The sequence below is a fragment of the Streptococcus sp. 714 genome, assembly GCF_013277115.1.
GTDB lineage: Bacteria > Bacillota > Bacilli > Lactobacillales > Streptococcaceae > Streptococcus.
This window is the reverse complement of record NZ_VMMH01000017.1, coordinates 16945-33293: the sequence shown is the minus strand read 5'-3', so window position 1 is coordinate 33293 and position 16349 is coordinate 16945. Positions and strand designations below refer to the sequence as shown.

General features: G+C 38.3%; 17 protein-coding genes and 1 pseudogene. 12 read left to right on the top strand and 6 right to left on the bottom strand.

Annotated features, from left to right (window positions below):
• The first annotated feature begins 31 nt into the window (after positions 1 to 31).
• Complete coding sequence (locus tag HT718_RS06395; RefSeq protein ID WP_000420556.1) at positions 32 to 343, top strand: hypothetical protein; 312 nt, start codon at positions 32 to 34, stop codon at positions 341 to 343.
• Positions 344 to 346: 3 nt separating this feature from the next.
• Complete coding sequence (locus HT718_RS06390; protein ID WP_173267908.1) at positions 347 to 1075, top strand: alpha/beta hydrolase; 729 nt, start codon at positions 347 to 349, stop codon at positions 1073 to 1075.
• Positions 1076 to 1176: 101 nt separating this feature from the next.
• Here HT718_RS06390 and HT718_RS06385 read toward each other — a convergent pair whose 3' ends face one another.
• The 3 genes from HT718_RS06385 to HT718_RS09740 are packed head-to-tail and all read right to left on the bottom strand — an operon-like array spanning position 1177 to position 3026.
• Complete coding sequence (locus tag HT718_RS06385; protein WP_173267907.1) at positions 1177 to 1992, bottom strand: TIGR03943 family protein; 816 nt, start codon at positions 1990 to 1992, stop codon at positions 1177 to 1179.
• Positions 1989 to 2894 carry a permease gene (locus HT718_RS06380; protein ID WP_173267906.1) on the bottom strand — a complete coding sequence of 302 codons (906 nt, stop codon included), beginning with the start codon at positions 2892 to 2894 and terminating at the stop codon, positions 1989 to 1991. The genes HT718_RS06385 and HT718_RS06380 overlap by 4 nt, the downstream gene beginning before the upstream one ends.
• Entirely contained in the window at positions 2895 to 3026 is a 132-nt protein-coding gene (locus HT718_RS09740; protein ID WP_000268685.1) for an SPJ_0845 family protein, read from the bottom strand.
• Positions 3027 to 3381: 355 nt separating this feature from the next.
• Here HT718_RS09740 and HT718_RS09610 point away from each other — a divergent pair.
• The 8 genes and pseudogenes from HT718_RS09610 to HT718_RS06345 all read left to right on the top strand — a co-directional run.
• Positions 3382 to 3510, top strand: a pseudogene (locus HT718_RS09610) (acetyl transferase); the annotation flags it as partial.
• Between the two features lie 111 nt (positions 3511 to 3621).
• A complete protein-coding gene (locus tag HT718_RS06375) occupies positions 3622 to 5751 on the top strand; it encodes a Tex family protein (protein WP_173267905.1) in 2130 nt (709 codons plus the stop codon).
• On the top strand, positions 5738 to 6190 hold the full coding sequence (locus HT718_RS06370; RefSeq protein ID WP_173268022.1) for a SprT family protein: 453 nt from the start codon (positions 5738 to 5740) through the stop codon (positions 6188 to 6190). Before HT718_RS06375 ends, HT718_RS06370 begins: the two co-directional genes overlap by 14 nt.
• 55 nt (positions 6191 to 6245) lie before the next feature.
• On the top strand, positions 6246 to 6518 hold the full coding sequence (locus HT718_RS06365; protein ID WP_001085048.1) for a PspC domain-containing protein: 273 nt from the start codon (positions 6246 to 6248) through the stop codon (positions 6516 to 6518).
• Between the two features lie 196 nt (positions 6519 to 6714).
• On the top strand, positions 6715 to 7386 hold the full coding sequence (locus HT718_RS06360; protein ID WP_173267904.1) for a hypothetical protein: 672 nt from the start codon (positions 6715 to 6717) through the stop codon (positions 7384 to 7386).
• A 3-nt stretch (positions 7387 to 7389) separates the two neighbouring features.
• The gene (locus tag HT718_RS06355) at positions 7390 to 8934 is read left to right on the top strand and encodes a hypothetical protein (protein ID WP_173267903.1); all 1545 of its coding nucleotides are present in this window, start codon (positions 7390 to 7392) and stop codon (positions 8932 to 8934) included.
• Between the two features lie 540 nt (positions 8935 to 9474).
• The gene (locus HT718_RS06350; protein ID WP_000173372.1) at positions 9475 to 10233 is read left to right on the top strand and encodes an ABC transporter ATP-binding protein; all 759 of its coding nucleotides are present in this window, start codon (positions 9475 to 9477) and stop codon (positions 10231 to 10233) included.
• A gap of 1 nt (position 10234) precedes the next feature.
• Positions 10235 to 12223, top strand: a complete 1989-nt coding sequence (locus HT718_RS06345) for an ABC transporter permease (RefSeq protein WP_173267902.1) — start codon at positions 10235 to 10237, stop codon at positions 12221 to 12223.
• Positions 12224 to 12264: 41 nt separating this feature from the next.
• Here the strand turns inward: HT718_RS06345 and HT718_RS06340 are convergent, their stop codons facing one another.
• Entirely contained in the window at positions 12265 to 12903 is a 639-nt protein-coding gene (locus HT718_RS06340) for a VIT family protein (protein ID WP_173267901.1), read from the bottom strand.
• 156 nt (positions 12904 to 13059) lie between these two features.
• Here HT718_RS06340 and HT718_RS06335 point away from each other — a divergent pair, with 156 nt between their 5' ends.
• Together HT718_RS06335 and HT718_RS06330 are read left to right on the top strand one after the other, a co-directional pair.
• The gene (locus HT718_RS06335; RefSeq protein ID WP_173267900.1) at positions 13060 to 13761 is read left to right on the top strand and encodes a response regulator transcription factor; all 702 of its coding nucleotides are present in this window, start codon (positions 13060 to 13062) and stop codon (positions 13759 to 13761) included.
• Complete coding sequence (locus tag HT718_RS06330) at positions 13758 to 14636, top strand: HAMP domain-containing sensor histidine kinase (RefSeq protein ID WP_173267899.1); 879 nt, start codon at positions 13758 to 13760, stop codon at positions 14634 to 14636. Before HT718_RS06335 ends, HT718_RS06330 begins: the two co-directional genes overlap by 4 nt.
• 40 nt (positions 14637 to 14676) lie before the next feature.
• Here HT718_RS06330 and HT718_RS06325 read toward each other — a convergent pair whose 3' ends face one another.
• On the bottom strand, positions 14677 to 15429 hold the full coding sequence (locus tag HT718_RS06325; protein ID WP_173267898.1) for an ABC transporter permease: 753 nt from the start codon (positions 15427 to 15429) through the stop codon (positions 14677 to 14679).
• Positions 15430 to 15439: 10 nt separating this feature from the next.
• Positions 15440 to 16348, bottom strand: coding sequence for an ATP-binding cassette domain-containing protein (locus HT718_RS06320; RefSeq protein ID WP_173267897.1), 909 nt, complete (start codon positions 16346 to 16348; stop codon positions 15440 to 15442).
• Position 16349: the final 1 nt, after the last annotated feature.

Genomic DNA, 16349 nt, shown 5'->3' with positions numbered 1-16349 from the left:
TTAACTTAAAGAAAATAGGAGGACTAATCGAATGGAATTAAAAGATTTTACAGAAAAAGAACAGGAAATGATTAAGAAGGGGCTGACTACGTCTAAGATTAGTGACAAGGAAACTGCTGAGAAGATTCTTGCACTCGTCCCACAAGACTTGATTAAGCGAATTCCGTTTTTTGTCAGAAAACATGCTACAACACGTACGATTAAACGCATTTCAATTGAACACCCTGAACTCTACGCTGCAGCTCAAACAAGTGGTGAAATCCCAGAAAAAGAACGTGAAGAATTGCGTCAGATTATCACGACTATCTTTGAACAAAAGATGAATAAGCATAGTATTAAGTAGAGAATGAAGATATTTTTTATTGGCGGTCTGGGAAGTAATGTTTATCATAGCAAGGATTTTCTTCAAGAGCTAGATTTGCAGGTCTGTTTTCTAAATCCGTATGAAAAGCATCTTCGAGATGAAACAGAATTGAAAGCATGGTTTAAAAAGGAAATAGTAGAGGGAGAATCTATCTGTCTGATAGGCCATTCTCTGGGAGGAGATTTGGCTCGTTATCTCGCATCGGAATTTCATGAAGTGAAAAAACTGATTCTTTTGGATGGTGGCTATCTAGATTTAGATAAGATTTTACCTTTAGATACAGAGTTAGAGGAAGCTAAAAACTATATCGAATCTCAAGTCGTTTCGGACTTAAATCCTATTATCTCTAAAGAGAAATCCGAAGCAAAGCATTGGTCAGAAAATATGGAGGAAGCTGTAAGACAGTCCTATCACTGGAATGCGGAGTATAATAGATATGAGTTAGCTATAAAATATGAAAATATAGAAGCGATCCTCCGCCTACGGAGGAAAATACAAGCTTTTAAGAGAGAAGTGGGAGATACCTTGTTTATTAGTCCTCGCTATCCTAATGAAGCTAGATGGAGAGAGGAAGCCCTAAAAGAATTGCCAGACTGTTTTGATACTATTTTTTTGGAAAACTTCGACCATGAGCTTTATACTCAAGCACCTAAAGAAATCGCTAGTCTGATTAATGAGTGGCTCGCTTATTCATACCGAATCATTGATTGATCTGTTATAATCAACATAAGATTAAAGTTTACTTAAATTTAACCAAAAAACGAACAGGCTCTTTTTCTGTCATTCAGAAGAGAACTTGTTCATTTTTTCTTTCAAAACACTCGATACACGTAGGGATTTTCTGGTTTATCGACTTTGGTAAAGCTGTCAATTTCCAAGGTTGGGAGATTTTGTTTGAGTTCTTTATGATAGTGATTGACCAGTTTTCCTTTAGCTGTAATCCAGGTATTGTTTTCATATTGACGGGTATTTCCCTTGGTCAGCAATCCATACACACCAGAATCTGCGATACAGTGAATAATGCCGAAGCGGAACAGAAATTGACTATTGGCATGGCTGGGATCATTATAGACAAAGCCTGTAAACTGAACTGTCTTACCCTCAAATTCATCTGGATAGTCGTAGATGGCTTCCATGACTTCCATATAGTTTTCATTCGTAATCTGAATGCTATCTTGGGACAAATATTTATCCGCTGCCGTTCGCATTTCCTTTTCATAGGCTGTTTTTGAGAAATAAGAACTGGTATCTGGTTTCAAATATTGGCTTGTCGTTCCTTCGCTGGTCTGAATGGCTTGATCCGTTCCTTCTGATAAGGGGAAATGATAACCTTTAGCAGAAACGGTCTGAGAATCCAAGCTAACAGTTGGGAAAGTTAAGCCGACGACAATTGGAATGGCCATAAGAGCAATACTCGTCACCTTCGCCAATCGGTTGTTCAGATGACTGTGAGTTTTGACTTGCTTCATCCAGATATACAATTGAACAATAGCCAATATAAAAGAAAGCACCATGGAAATATAGGCCAGATAGGAATAGTGCATGTTGATGTACTGGTTTAATTTGCCCGACAGATGGAGATAAATAGTCAGTTCAAAATAGCCAGCTAAAACTAAAAATCGAATCATAGGATGACTCCAATCAAGAGAGAATAGACTAAAACGACTAGAGTTACAATCGTTATGAAGTGACTGATAAATCGTGCTTTCAAGTAATTTTTCATCATGAGAATATTTTTAATATCCAGCATTGGGCCAATCACAAGAAAGGCCAGAACTGGTGCCAAACCGAAACTAGAAAGAAGAGACACACCGATAAAGGCATCCGCCTCACTACAGAGTGAAAGAAGAAAGGCCAGAACCATCAAGAGTAGGATGGCAAAAAGAGGGGTCGCACTGATAGAAGTTAAAATGCGTGTCGGAACGTAGACCTGTATTATAGAGGCAAAGAGACAGCCGAATACCAAATAACGCCCCGTATCAAAAAATTCATCAATGGCTTGCACAAAGACCTGAAAAACTTTTTTTGCAGGGCTAAAGTGAGAAAAATCATGCTCGTGACAAGCCAGACGATTTTCTTTTTGAATGGGTTCTTGCCAGAAAAATCCTAGAAAAATCCCAAGTATAACAGCCACAACAATGGATCCTAGAGCTCGTAATAGGGCGACATGGAAGGAATTTCCAAAGGCAGAATAAGTCGCAAAAAGTACAATGGGATTGATAACAGGTGCTGTCACAAGAAAAGGAACGGCCGTGTAACTGGGAACCTTCTTTTCCAGAAAACGATTGATGATGGGGACAATCCCACATTCACAAGAAGGGAAAAGAATCCCAACGAAGGTCCCAAAAAAGATTCTCCCCCAACGATTTCGAGGGAGAAAATGATAAACTTTTTCAGGTGTGATATAGACCTCAATCAGCCCTGAGACAATACTTCCTATCAGCACGAAGGGGAGAGCTTCAATGATAATGGAGAGAAAAATAGCTCCAGTCTGAAGTACACTAGATGGGAGTTGTTGGAAAGCAGTCATCTAGTTTTTCTTTTCTGCTTTGGCTTTTTTCTCTTTGTCATCAGGGAAAGTGACTTGTTTCAAATCAGGGAGTTTAGCAAACTCTTCAAACATCTTGTCCAAGTCGTCTCGTTTTGTAAATTTTACAGCCATAGGTGTACCTCGATTCTAAATTCTACCTCTATTATACTATTATTTTGAGGAAAAGGGAAAAGTTAAAATTGAGTATCTAACGAATAATAGAGCTTGATAAAGCCTGATTAAGTCTGGTAGATTGAGAAAGTTTGACAAAAAAAGTAGATGTTGCTAGAATAACATTAACGAAAGATATTTGAGGGCAGAAAGGTTCCTGCCTCACCTTGAAAAAAGGTATCTGAGATGCTGGGTACACCGACCAGCCAAATGTCCGTTATTTCAAAAGAGGGGCTTAAATGCTCCTTTTCTATTTAAAATTTCAAAATAGATTACACCCACCGCAGGCTCAGGCTTGCGGTTTTTTTATTTCGATAAAAATTAAAAAAGTCAGTGCGTTATTCCAGGACAGGAACATCTTCCAGAACTGGCTATTATGTCTGATCCATTAAATACTTTTGATATCATGGCTTGGTTAAAAAAGGCGGCAATGCTATATAAATAATACGTTATTTGCACCATAGAATATTGAAATGGAGCAAATTTATTTCCCAACTTATGTTTTAAAATTGTAAGAGATAATTTGAATAATATTAGCTTGTGGTATAATAGATTCATGGATAAGAAATATGAAAAAATCTCCCAGGATTTGGGAGTGACGTTAAAGCAGATTGATACTGTTCTAAGTTTGACCGCTGAAGGGGCGACAATCCCCTTTATCGCGCGTTATCGCAAGGACATGACTGGTAGTTTGGATGAGGTGGCAATTAAGGCTATTATTGATTTGGATAAAAGTCTGACAAATCTCAATGATCGCAAGGAAGCTGTCTTGGCTAAGATTCAAGAACAAGGCAAGTTGACCAAGGAGTTGGAAGAAGCTATCTTAGCTGCCGAAAAATTAGCAGACGTTGAAGAACTCTATCTTCCTTACAAGGAAAAGCGTCGGACAAAGGCAACCATTGCCCGTGAAGCTGGACTATTCCCACTTGCTCGCTTAATCTTGCAGAATGTAGCTGACTTAGAGAAAGAAGCTGAGAAGTTTGTCTGTGAAGGATTTGCGACTGGCAAGGAAGCTTTGGCTGGTGCAGTTGATATCTTGGTCGAAGCCTTATCGGAAGATGTGACACTGCGCGCCATGACTTATCAGGAAGTGCTAAGACACTCTAAATTCACTTCGCAAGTCAAGGATGAAAGTCTTGATGAAAAGCAGGTTTTTCAGATTTACTATGATTTTTCAGAGACAGTTGGAACTATGCAAGGCTATCGTACCTTGGCCCTCAATCGTGGGGAGAAACTTGGTGTCTTGAAGGTCGGTTTTGAACATGCGACGGACCGTATTCTAGCTTTCTTTGCAACTCGTTTCAAGGTAAAAAATGCTTATATTGATGAAGTTGTCCAACAGTCAGTTAAGAAAAAGGTCTTGCCTGCTATCGAGCGCCGTATTCGTACAGAATTAACTGAAAAGGCAGAAGAAGGAGCTATTCAACTCTTTTCTGACAATTTGCGCAATCTTCTCTTGGTTGCTCCTCTGAAAGGGCGCGTGGTTCTTGGGTTTGACCCTGCCTTTCGTACAGGTGCCAAGCTGGCTGTCGTGGATGCAACAGGGAAAATGCTGACAACTCAGGTGATTTATCCTGTCAAACCAGCATCAGCTCGTCAAATCGAAGAAGCCAAGAAAGATTTGGCAGATTTGATTGGTCAATACAGTGTAGAAATTATTGCTATAGGAAATGGGACGGCCAGTCGTGAAAGTGAAGCCTTTGTGGCGGAAGTTCTTAAAGATTTTCCAGAAGTCAGCTATGTTATCGTCAATGAAAGTGGTGCTTCTGTCTATTCTGCCAGCGAACTTGCTCGCCAGGAATTTCCAGACTTGACCGTTGAAAAGCGCTCTGCTATCTCAATCGCCCGTCGCTTGCAAGATCCCCTTGCGGAATTGGTCAAAATCGATCCTAAGTCAATTGGTGTCGGTCAATACCAGCATGATGTCAGTCAGAAGAAACTGTCTGAAAGTCTGGATTTTGTCGTGGATACCGTGGTGAACCAAGTCGGTGTCAATATCAATACTGCCAGCCCAGCCCTCCTTTCCCATGTTGCTGGACTTAATAAAACCATCTCTGAAAATATTGTCAAATACCGTGAAGAAGAAGGAAAAATCACTTCACGCGCTCAAATCAAGAAAGTTCCTCGTCTGGGTGCCAAGGCTTTTGAACAGGCAGCTGGTTTCCTCCGTATCCCTGAAAGTAGCAATATCCTTGATAATACAGGAGTTCACCCTGAAAATTACGCTGCCGTTAAGGAGCTTTTCAAACGCTTGGATATCAAAGACTTGAATGAAGAGGCTCAAAGCAAACTCAAGTATTTATCAGTCAAAGATATAGCGCAAGAGCTAGACCTTGGTCCAGAAACCCTTAAAGATATCATTGCAGACCTTCTCAAACCAGGTCGAGATTTCCGTGATTCTTTTGACGCACCTGTGCTTCGCCAAGATGTCCTAGATATCAAGGACTTAGTGGTTGGGCAAAAGCTAGAAGGAGTAGTGCGTAATGTCGTTGACTTCGGTGCCTTCGTTGATATTGGGATTCACGAGGATGGATTGATTCATATTTCTCATATGAGTCGCAAGTTTATCAAACATCCTAGCCAAGTGGTGTCCGTCGGAGATTTGGTAACAGTTTGGGTTAAGAAAATTGATACTGAACGTGAAAAAGTTAATCTGTCGCTCCTCGCTCCAAATGAAACTGACTGATTACGTTAAGCAGGTTTCACTAGAAGACTTCGGCAGACCTTTTATCCATCATGTCCAGTGGAATTCTCGTCTACGTTCGACAGGTGGGCGATTTTTCCCTAAAGATGGGCATTTAGATTTTAACCCTAAGGTTTATCAAGAACTGGGTTTGGATGTTTTTAGGAAAATTGTCCGACATGAACTCTGTCACTATCACCTCTATTTTCAAGGGAAGGGCTATCAACACAAGGATCGAGATTTTAAGGAACTGTTGAAAGCAGTGAATGGATTACGCTTTGTACCGTCCTTGCCCAATAGCAACTCCAAGCCACTCAAGCTCTATCGTTGCCAATCCTGCCAGCAAAGTTATCAGCGCAAGCGTAGGATTGATACCAAACGCTATCGTTGTGGAGTTTGTCGAGGAAAGTTGCTACTAGTAAATCAGCCTGAGGACCGATGAAGGCCGAGCCTATCCGTGATATACTAAGTCTAACCTAGCAGAAAGAGGAAATATCATGAATAGTAAATTTTATAAAATGAGACGAAATCGGATGATTTCAGGAGTTCTGGCAGGTCTGTCAGACAAGTGGAACTTTGATGTTACCCTTGTTCGTTTCTTGTTTGCCATTTTTACAGTCGCAAACTTTGGACTTGGCGTGATTATCTATATCATCTTAGCTTCTGTTATGCCGACTAAGGAAGAAATCGAAGCAGAAATGTACGGAACAGGCCCACGAAAACGCAAAGAAGCCCAAGCCATTGACGATAATGAAGGCTGGTTTTGGTGAAGGAAATAATGAAATAAGCTTTGTTTATAAAAGACAAGGCTTTTTTTCATCTTGTCAGAATCCATGGCTAAATGGTATAATAAGCGTATAAAACGATTTTGACTATTCTAGTGAAAAATTTTTCAAGAATCTATAAAGATAGTTACTAAAAGGAATCATAATCGAAAAATAATATTCATAAAATGTGGAGTTTTTTATGTTCGAACTAAATATAACAAAGTTAATTATTGTATGTGACGAGAGTACAGTTGGATATGCTAATTACTTACGCCAGCTTGTAAGTGCTAATGACGATGAAGAAGACGTAATTATAGGAACTAAAGATGGTGCAATTAAAGTAAGTGTTTGGTTAGAAAAGCATTATTTAGATAATATGTCTACAATATCGTCTAATGAACATGTTTTGTTTATTGGAGAAAATCAAGCTAGTAAAGATGAAATACCAAGTATGACTGTAAAATTTGACAAACTTGGAATGAAATATGGATGGTTAGGCAAGCGTGGTATGATGCTAGTTTCAAGTACTATAGATAACCCAGATAGTTACAATGAATTTATTAATCTCTGTAGTGACTACAAGACTGAGTTTGAACTAATAGAGTTTAAAAAACCACTTCATGAACAAGCACTAGATGCAGCTGTTGGTGTTATGGGTGATATTCCTGATATTATGATGAATGTTGGAAATACATTATTATCTTTCTTGGGACCTGTGCCAGCTATTGCAGCAGATGCAGTTAATGCGGTTGCGGAAGCTACTAAATGGATTACAACAACAGAAGATCAGAGAAAAATTACAGATCAACAATATCGCGCTTTAACATTAATATTATATATGGATGGATTATCTGATTTCTTGGAGGGGTAATGAATGGAAGGCTTTAGAGAAGGATACGAATTCTTTCAAAAGCACACTGGTAACTTCTCAGGATTTGTGGATGCAGTACAATATGTAGATACTGTTAATTTAGAGATAAATAATTTAATTAATGCTCTTAACGACTTTAAATCAAGTAGTGCATTTATAGATACATTAAAAGGCGATGTTGCTGAGTTTTGGCATGCAGGAACTTTTAATATTAATGCAGCTATTAATTCTTCAAAAAACAGGGTGCAAGTTGATCGCAGCCATGATTTTGGATCTGCTGATATTACGGGAGTAAACTTTGATGCTAAATTTGGTTTAAAATATTATAAGGATGGGACAGCAAGTGCAATCCAGCAATCGAAAAGTATTTTTAATCGTTTCAGTGAATATAAGTCTCAAGGTGGTAAAGACAGTTTAGATTTATATTTGGAGAAGAGAGGATACTCAGCAGATACAGTTTTAAGCGATCCAGTTTACTCAGGTCAGTATAGAGTAATACCCTCAGATCAATTAGAAGAAGCAATAATGTTTTTGAAAAGAAAAATACAAGAAGAATCTTCAAAACGAACAGACCAGGTTCATCGCTATGAAGAGACTCTAAAATTACTGAGTGATAAAGTTAAAGATAATGAGGGGAATGAATCGATTACTTTGTCGGAACAGGAAGCACGTGAACTTGCTACTTTGTCTAAGGAGGGTGGAGTAAATCCTGAGGATTTACACTTAACAACTGAAGAGCTTATTAAATACACTGATATATTAAAGAAATCATACAAAGCAGGATTAACAGCTGCCACAATATCAATGGTTTTGAAAGTTGTACCGGAAATCTGGAATGCAATAGCTTATTTAATTAAGAATGGATATGTCGATGAAAAACAATTTAAAAAAATAGGTTTTGCGGCACTTACAGGAGCAGGAGAGGGGTTTGTTCGAGGAACTGTATCTGCTGCAATTACAGCAAGTTGTCTGTCTGGTGTGCTTGGAAAGACTCTTAAAAAAGTTAATCCATCGGTAGTAGGTGTAGTGACAGTATTAGTGATGAACTCGATGAAGAGCTCGTATAAAGTATTTACTGGTGAGATGAATAGAAGTGAGATGGTGAACAAGTTAATTAAAGAAATGTTTATTACAACCTGTGCGTTTTCAATGGGATTATTAGGAAATGCATATATTAAAATTCCGCTACCTAATTTTCTTTCTAAACTTAATAAAGTTGTACCTTTAGGATACATGATTGGAAGTTTTGTAGGATCGATAGCCGGTTCTGTAATTTACTCTTCAATATACAATCCAGTATTATCATTTTGTGTTAACTCAGGATTTACTCTATTTGGTTTAGTAGATCAAAATTACGAGTTGCCAGAAGAAGTATTAAAAGAAATAGGAATTGAAGTTTTTGAATATGAAAAGTTTGAATACGAACCGTTTGAATATGAGAAGTTTGAATACGAGAAATTTGAATATGAACAATTTGAATATGAGAAGCTTCATACTATATTCCTAAGAAGAGGAGTAATTGGTGTTAATTGTGTAGGATATTTATAATTCTTGGATTGAATGTCTTTTATAAATACGAATATATTTACAAAAGATAATTTATTTTTATCCGAAATTATTTTTATTGAGTTAGATTAGTCAATAACTATTAAATGCTAAAATAGAAAAGCAAAGAAGCCCAAGCCATTGACGATAATGAAGGCTGGTTTTGGTGAGGCAGAAACAGTTATTTTACTGTTAGTCTATGAATTCGACTAATCTATTTTAACATTTCTTGAACCCTTGTATCCGCAAGGGTTTTCTTCTTGCCTTCTTTTTATGGTAAAATATTTTTAATAAAATATCTACATTTCCCCCAATCTTACAAAAATGTAAGATTAAAGTCTCTTTTGTAAGGTTAGGTTATGGCAAGCGGTCTTTTTTTGATGTAAACTAGACTCATAAAGAACAAAGGAGTAACATCATGAAACAAATCTTACAGAAGAAAACAAGAAAACCAAGCCATAAAGATATCGAGCGTGTTCAACTGGGATGCGCTATGATGCAAGCGACATTTCATTTGATGGGATATTAAGAAAGGAGATTCTCATGACACTTTTAGATGTAAAACACGTTCAAAAAATTTATAAAACTCGTTTTCAGGGCAACCAAGTAGAGGCCCTCAAGGATATTCACTTTACCGTAGAAAAGGGTGACTACGTTGCTATCATGGGTGAGTCTGGTTCTGGTAAATCCACTCTTCTCAATATTCTAGCTATGCTGGATAAACCAACTCGTGGGCAGGTTTACTTGAATGGAACTGACACAGCAACCATTAAAAATTCACAGGCTTCTAGCTTCCGTCGTGAAAAGCTAGGATTTGTCTTCCAAGACTTTAACTTGCTAGATACTCTGTCTGTTAAGGACAATATCTTGCTTCCGCTTGTCTTGTCAAGAAGACCTATTACGGAAATGATGAAGAAATTGGTGGTGACAGCTGAGAATCTAGGTATCAACCAATTGCAAGAGAAGTACCCTTACGAGATTTCTGGTGGTCAGAAACAGCGTGTAGCGGTAGCACGTGCCATCATCACAGAACCTGAAATACTCCTTGCGGATGAACCGACAGGAGCTCTTGACTCCAAGTCATCTGCAGCCTTACTTGATGTCTTTGATGAAATCAATGAGCGCGGCCAAACCATTCTCATGGTAACCCACTCAACAGCAGCAGCTAGCAGAGCTAAACGTGTACTCTTTATCAAAGACGGCATTCTTTACAACCAAATCTACCGTGGAGAGAAGACAGAACGTCAGATGTTCCAAGAGATCTCTGATACCTTGACTGTCATGGCAAGCGAGGTGAATTAGTATGTTTCGATTAACCAATAAGTTAGCGGTATCGAACTTGATTAAAAACCGCAAACTCTACTATCCTTTTGCGCTGGCTGTTCTTTTGGCAGTCACTGTCACCTATCTCTTTTACTCTCTAACCTTTAATCCTAAGATTGCGGAAATCCGTGGAGGAACAACCATTCAGGCTACACTTGGATTTGGTATGTTTGTCGTCACCCTCGCGTCAGCCATTATCGTCCTCTATGCCAATAGTTTTGTCATGAAAAACCGTTCCAAGGAACTAGGAATTTATGGCATGTTGGGCTTGGAGAAGCGTCATCTAATCAGTATGACCTTTAAGGAGTTAGTGCTATTTGGGATTCTAACTGTTGGAGCAGGAATCGGTATTGGAGCCTTGTTTGACAAGTTAATTTTCGCTTTCTTGCTCAAACTGATGAAATTGAAGGTTGAACTGGTCGCTACCTTCCAGATGAAAGTTGTCATTACAGTACTTGTTGTCTTCGGTTTGATTTTCCTAGGTCTCATGTTCCTGAATGCCCTTCGAATTGCCCGTATGAATGCTCTCCAGCTCTCACGTGAGAAAGCTAGCGGAGAGAAAAAAGGTCGCTTCTTACCTCTCCAAACTATTCTTGGTTCCATAAGTTTAGGGATTGGCTACTATCTTGCCCTTACTGTAAAAGATCCTCTTACAGCTTTAACAACTTTCTTCTTAGCTGTTTTGCTGGTTATCTTTGGTACCTATCTCTTGTTCAATGCAGGAATTACCGTTTTCCTACAAATCTTAAAGAAAAACAAGAAATATTATTACCAGCCAAATAACCTTATCTCAGTGTCCAACTTGATTTTCCGTATGAAGAAAAATGCGGTTGGACTAGCAACTATCGCTATCTTGTCAACAATGGTTTTGGTAACCATGTCAGCAGCTACTAGTATTTTTAATGCCTCAGAATCCTTTAAAAAAGTTCTAAATCCTCATGATTTTGGGGTTTCAGGGCAAAATGTTGAACAAGAAGACTTGGACAAACTCTTGAGCCAGTTTGCAAGTGACAAAGGTTATAAGATTAAAGAGAAAGAAGTGCTTCGTTACACTTACTTTGGTGTTGCAAACCAAGAAGGAAATAAGTTAACTATTTTTGAAAAAGGACAAAACCGTGTCCAACCCACAACAGTTTTCATGGTATTTGACCAAAAAGATTATGAAAATATGACTGGTCAAAAACTGTCTCTATCAGGAAATGAGGTCGGACTCTTTGCAAAGAATGAGGGAGTTAAAGAACAGAAAACTCTAACTCTGAACGATCATCAATTTTCTGTCAAAGAAGAATTTACTAAAGATTTCATTGTCAACCATGTCCCAAATCAGTTTAATATTTTGACTGCTGATTACAATTACCTTGTTGTTCCTAATTTGCAAGCATTTTTGGATCAATTCCCAGATTCGGCTATCTATAATCAGTTTTACGGTGGCATGAATGTAAATGCCAGCGAAGAAGAACAACTCAAGGTTGCTGAAGAATATGATAAATACCTCAATCAATTTAATGATCAATTAAACAAGGAAGGTAGCTATGTTTATGGTAGCAATCTAGCAGATGCTAGTTCTCAGATGAGTGCCCTCTTTGGTGGTGTCTTCTTTATCGGTATTTTCCTATCCATTATCTTTATGGTCGGAACTGTTCTGGTCATCTATTACAAACAAATTTCTGAAGGCTATGAAGACCGTGAACGCTTTATTATCTTGCAGAAAGTCGGTTTAGATCAGAAGCAAATCAAGCAAACCATTAACAAACAGGTTTTAACTGTTTTCTTCCTTCCTTTGCTCTTTGCCTTCATACATCTAGCCTTTGCCTACCATATGCTTAGCTTGATTTTAAAAGTGATTGGTGTAATAGATACGACTATGATGTTGACTGTGACCTTGTCTATCTGCGCTATCTTCCTCATCGCTTATGTATTGATTTTCATGGTTACTTCAAGAAGTTATCGCAAGATTGTCCAAATGTAAAAAAGATACCTCGACTTCAAAATCGAGGTATTTCTTGTCTTCTAAATGCTGAAAAGTTGTCCAAGTAAGAAGGTAACGCCCATAGTTAAGATACCAATAGCAAGGTTCCGAATCATGGCTGTTTGGGTTGGGGCTTTTCCAAGTTTGGCACTAGTGTAACCAGTGAGAAGAAGGGCCACACCGACGATAAGGACAGTAGCAGGGATGCGGTATTCACTTGGAAAAATAGTTACTGAAAGCATTGGAGGCAAACTTCCAAGGAAAAAAGAAATAAAGCTAGAGATAGCAGCATGCCAAGGATTGGTAAACTCTTCATACTCAATCCCATATTTTTCCTCTACCAAAGCCTTGAGCGGATTATTTAAAAAGGCTTTGTTGGTGAGAAGTTGGGCTGATGTTTCACACTCACCATTTTGAATATAGGCCGCATAGAGAGATTTTTTAGCTAACTCTATATCTTGGTCTAGCAAGACTTGCTCACGCGCAACGGCCGCTTCCTCGGTATCTTTTTGAGTTGAAACGGACACATATTCTCCACCAGCCATTGAAAAGGCACTAGCAACCCCGATAACCACACCAGCAATGGAAATAATTCCATCATTGGCACCAAGAACACCCGCACGCAGGATATTTAAACGACCTGCAAAATTTGAATCAATTTCGTGATTTGTTTCTGACATATTATTCTCCTTTTTATCCAGTATAAAGGAAAAATATAGGGAAATCAATCTTTTAAAAGTATCTGAAAAAAGTTGCACGATTTTAATGAAAAGGGCTTTTCTGTTTAAGTTTTACCATTAAAACATGCTATAATAGTTGCAGAAAGGTTGGTATTTATGGCTAGGATATTGGTTATTGAAGACAATAGTGACATTCAAGAGATTTTACGAACACTTCTTACTGAGGAGCATGAGGTGATTCAAGCCTTTTCCGGTACAGAAGGAATCATGCGTTTTGACCAAGGTGGGATTGACCTCGTTTTGCTAGATATCATGCTTCCTGGGAAAAATGGGGATCAGGTTTTAAAAGTCATCAGGGAACAAAGTCAAACTCCAGTCATTATGCTGACGGCTTTGAGCGATAAGAAGTTAATCAGTCAATACCTCTTAGACGGTGCCAATGATTACATAGTGAAACCTTTTGATTTGGATGAAGTCTTTGCTAGAGTTACTGTTCAGTTACGCCAAAGTGTAGAAAAACAGTCTATGGAAATAGAAAAAACTGAAAATCTGCCACAAAACTTGAAAAATATCCAGTTTGATGCAGAAAGTTTTGAAATCAAAAATAGTCAGGAAACGATTCGCCTTGCTAAGAAAGAATGCTTGATTCTCCAAACTCTCCTTAAACACCCTAAAAAAATTTTTACCAAGGAAGAACTTTATGAATTTGTCTGGGAGGATAGCTACCTACCTGGAGATAATACTCTCAATACGCATTTGAGTAATCTTCGTAAAAAATTAAATCAGCTTGACCCAAATCAAGAATATATTGAAACCATTTGGGGAGTTGGGGTAAGATTAAAAGGAGATAAGCAATGACCTACATGATAATCTTTATCCTACTGGTACTCCTAATCATTTTATCGATTGCATTGATTCGCTACCATCTAGCACTTAAAAACTTGAGTCAACAGATTGAAGACAAGATTCTCACTGGTAGTATGAAAAGAGTCGGAATCAGCATTTTTTCCAAACATTTTTTACAGCTCTACCAGCAGATTGAGAATCTATTTCAGGAAGTAGAACAATCTCGGTTGGTGATGAAAAGGGAAAAGCAGACTCTGGATATGGCCATTAGCAATATTGCCCATGATATTCGGACGCCTCTGACTATCGCTTCAGGCTACACCCAACAATTGATAAAGTCTCCTGAAAAGCAAGCAGAAACCTTACAAAAAATCGCCCAGCATCTTGATTTAGTTTCCAAACGTTTGGAGGCTCTCCTAGAATATCGTCGTTTGATGGAAGGAGCTGTCAAACCGAAACTGGAAGAAGTGGATTTTTCAGCTTTTATTACCAAGAAGACTTTGGCTTATTATGATGTTTTTCAGGTGGCAAATATCACGCTTGATTTTAAGGTTGAAGCTGGTTTAACAACGAGGACTGATGAAGACTTGCTGGATCGAATTTTACAAAATCTGCTTGGGAATGTCCTCAAGCATGGCAAGGAAGAAGCGCGTCTATATTTGAGAAAGGAAAAGGAACAGCTTGTCTTAGAGATTGCAAACCTTGTCAAACAGCCCATCAAAAGAATAGAAAATCTCAGCAACCGTTTTTATTCTGAAAATCTATCAGATACTGAAGAATCCTCTGGTTTAGGACTTTATATCACTGAGGAATTATGCCATCTTCTCGGTGCAGATATGAAACTAAGCACAGATGGGCAATGGTTGTCGGTTTTCATTTACTTTTAACGAAAAGAACCCTCCTCTGTAGCTAGAGGAGGTCATTTTTTTATAGACTTTTCTTTTTGAAAACTGCCAGTCCACTTAGATTAAAGATTACAATAACAGCTAAGGTAACTATAAGTGTATAGAAAATGGATTCACTATTAGCAGTCATAGCATAGAAAAACTGCAATGATAAATATGGCAAAATTTTGATACTTGGGAAGATGAGCATTGGCATAGAAAGTAAGATAGAGCTGACCAAATAGCCAATAAATACTGCAAGATAAGAATGACTAACATAGAGGATGAAGGAAACAATGGAAAGCCAAGCAAGGAGGCAAAGGAATTGAAGGGAAATGGTTATCAGTAGATTGCCAATAAAGCCATCAGGCATAGTGCCAAATCCATTTAAGATAGTTGCTGGAATAAAGGCAATCACAAGGCTGATGATAACTTGCAAGAGTGCAATACAAGTCAATACAAAGGCTTTGGCAAGGAAAAACTCGGTACGAGAAACCCCTACTGTCAAACTATTTTTATAGAGCTTTCCGATTAAATCAACACCGAGAACTAGACAAGTTAGAACAATACAGAGAAAAACGAGGTTTGAACCTTGACTAGATGCGTTAATCAGGGCTTGTACACCGTCCCAACCATGGGTTGGAATGTCTGGCTCTTCTGTCTGAATTGCCATCAGTTGCCCCGTAGCTCCTACAGTTGCGCCCATTAGCATGAGAGCAAAGAGAATGACCTCTGTAATCCAAAAACCTTTGGAACGGAAAAGACGGTAAAAGTCTGCTTGAATGGTATGTATCATGATTTTCCTCCTATTCGACCAATTGAGTGAAGTATTCTTCTAGATTTTGACGGGCGTAGTAAATCTCGTCAATGGCAACATCTGCCAAGGTTAATTCTTTGAGAATCTGTTTGATATCTTGTTCCTGACCAAAGATATGGATTTCATTTTCTGGATTAACAACCTTGAACTGGAGCTGGATTTGTTCTTTCAATACTTGACAAGCTTTCTCTTGGTCAGCTGTCTTAAGCACAATATAATCCTCACTTAGTGTTTCAAATTCAGCTTTGCTGATTTCACGGATAATCTTTCCTTGATCTAAAATACCAAAACGATTGGCTAGGAGATAGAGTTCTGACAAGATATGGCTAGAGATGAGAATGGTGATCCCTTTTTCTTGATTGAGCCGTTGAATCATTAATCGAAATTCTTTGATACCGATTGGGTCGAGACCGTTGATAGGTTCATCTAAGATCAGGAAGTCTGGTTTGGATAGAAGGGCAATGGCGATACCAAGTCTTTGTTTCATTCCTAGCGAGAAATCACGAAAGACTTTCTTACCTGTATCTGACAAACCTACATAGTCTAGTGTTTCTCGAATGACTTGATCAGCATTTGGAATATGACGAATCATACAGTAATATTTCAGATTTTGGTAGGCTGTTAAGTGATTATGAGCTACGGGTGATTCGATAACAGAACCTACTCGAGATAGAGCCTTGTTCCACTCATTTTCCGATTGACTAGAAAAGAGGGAAACAGTCCCTTTATCCGCAAACAGTAGTTGCGTAATAATTTTTATTAAGGTGGTTTTCCCAGCTCCGTTCTTTCCGATAAGTCCATAAATATCTCCCTCTCTTATCGTTAAATGAAGATCCTGAAGGATAGCTTGTTTGTCAAAGTTTTTGGACAATCCATGAATCTCAAGTACTGTTTTCATG

Coding starts and splice junctions, on each gene's coding strand:
- HT718_RS06325 (WP_173267898.1), bottom strand. CDS start 15,429: ATGATACATACCATTCAAGCAGACTTTTACCGTCTTTTCCGTTCCAAA.
- HT718_RS06375 (WP_173267905.1), top strand. CDS start 3,622: ATGGATAAGAAATATGAAAAAATCTCCCAGGATTTGGGAGTGACGTTA.
- HT718_RS06365 (WP_001085048.1), top strand. CDS start 6,246: ATGAATAGTAAATTTTATAAAATGAGACGAAATCGGATGATTTCAGGA.
- HT718_RS06395 (WP_000420556.1), top strand. CDS start 32: ATGGAATTAAAAGATTTTACAGAAAAAGAACAGGAAATGATTAAGAAG.
- HT718_RS06350 (WP_000173372.1), top strand. CDS start 9,475: ATGACACTTTTAGATGTAAAACACGTTCAAAAAATTTATAAAACTCGT.
- HT718_RS06330 (WP_173267899.1), top strand. CDS start 13,758: ATGACCTACATGATAATCTTTATCCTACTGGTACTCCTAATCATTTTA.
- HT718_RS06360 (WP_173267904.1), top strand. CDS start 6,715: ATGTTCGAACTAAATATAACAAAGTTAATTATTGTATGTGACGAGAGT.
- HT718_RS06355 (WP_173267903.1), top strand. CDS start 7,390: ATGGAAGGCTTTAGAGAAGGATACGAATTCTTTCAAAAGCACACTGGT.
- HT718_RS06390 (WP_173267908.1), top strand. CDS start 347: ATGAAGATATTTTTTATTGGCGGTCTGGGAAGTAATGTTTATCATAGC.
- HT718_RS09740 (WP_000268685.1), bottom strand. CDS start 3,026: ATGGCTGTAAAATTTACAAAACGAGACGACTTGGACAAGATGTTTGAA.
- HT718_RS06380 (WP_173267906.1), bottom strand. CDS start 2,894: ATGACTGCTTTCCAACAACTCCCATCTAGTGTACTTCAGACTGGAGCT.
- HT718_RS06320 (WP_173267897.1), bottom strand. CDS start 16,348: ATGAAAACAGTACTTGAGATTCATGGATTGTCCAAAAACTTTGACAAA.
- HT718_RS06340 (WP_173267901.1), bottom strand. CDS start 12,903: ATGTCAGAAACAAATCACGAAATTGATTCAAATTTTGCAGGTCGTTTA.
- HT718_RS06385 (WP_173267907.1), bottom strand. CDS start 1,992: ATGATTCGATTTTTAGTTTTAGCTGGCTATTTTGAACTGACTATTTAT.
- HT718_RS06370 (WP_173268022.1), top strand. CDS start 5,738: ATGAAACTGACTGATTACGTTAAGCAGGTTTCACTAGAAGACTTCGGC.
- HT718_RS06345 (WP_173267902.1), top strand. CDS start 10,235: ATGTTTCGATTAACCAATAAGTTAGCGGTATCGAACTTGATTAAAAAC.
- HT718_RS06335 (WP_173267900.1), top strand. CDS start 13,060: ATGGCTAGGATATTGGTTATTGAAGACAATAGTGACATTCAAGAGATT.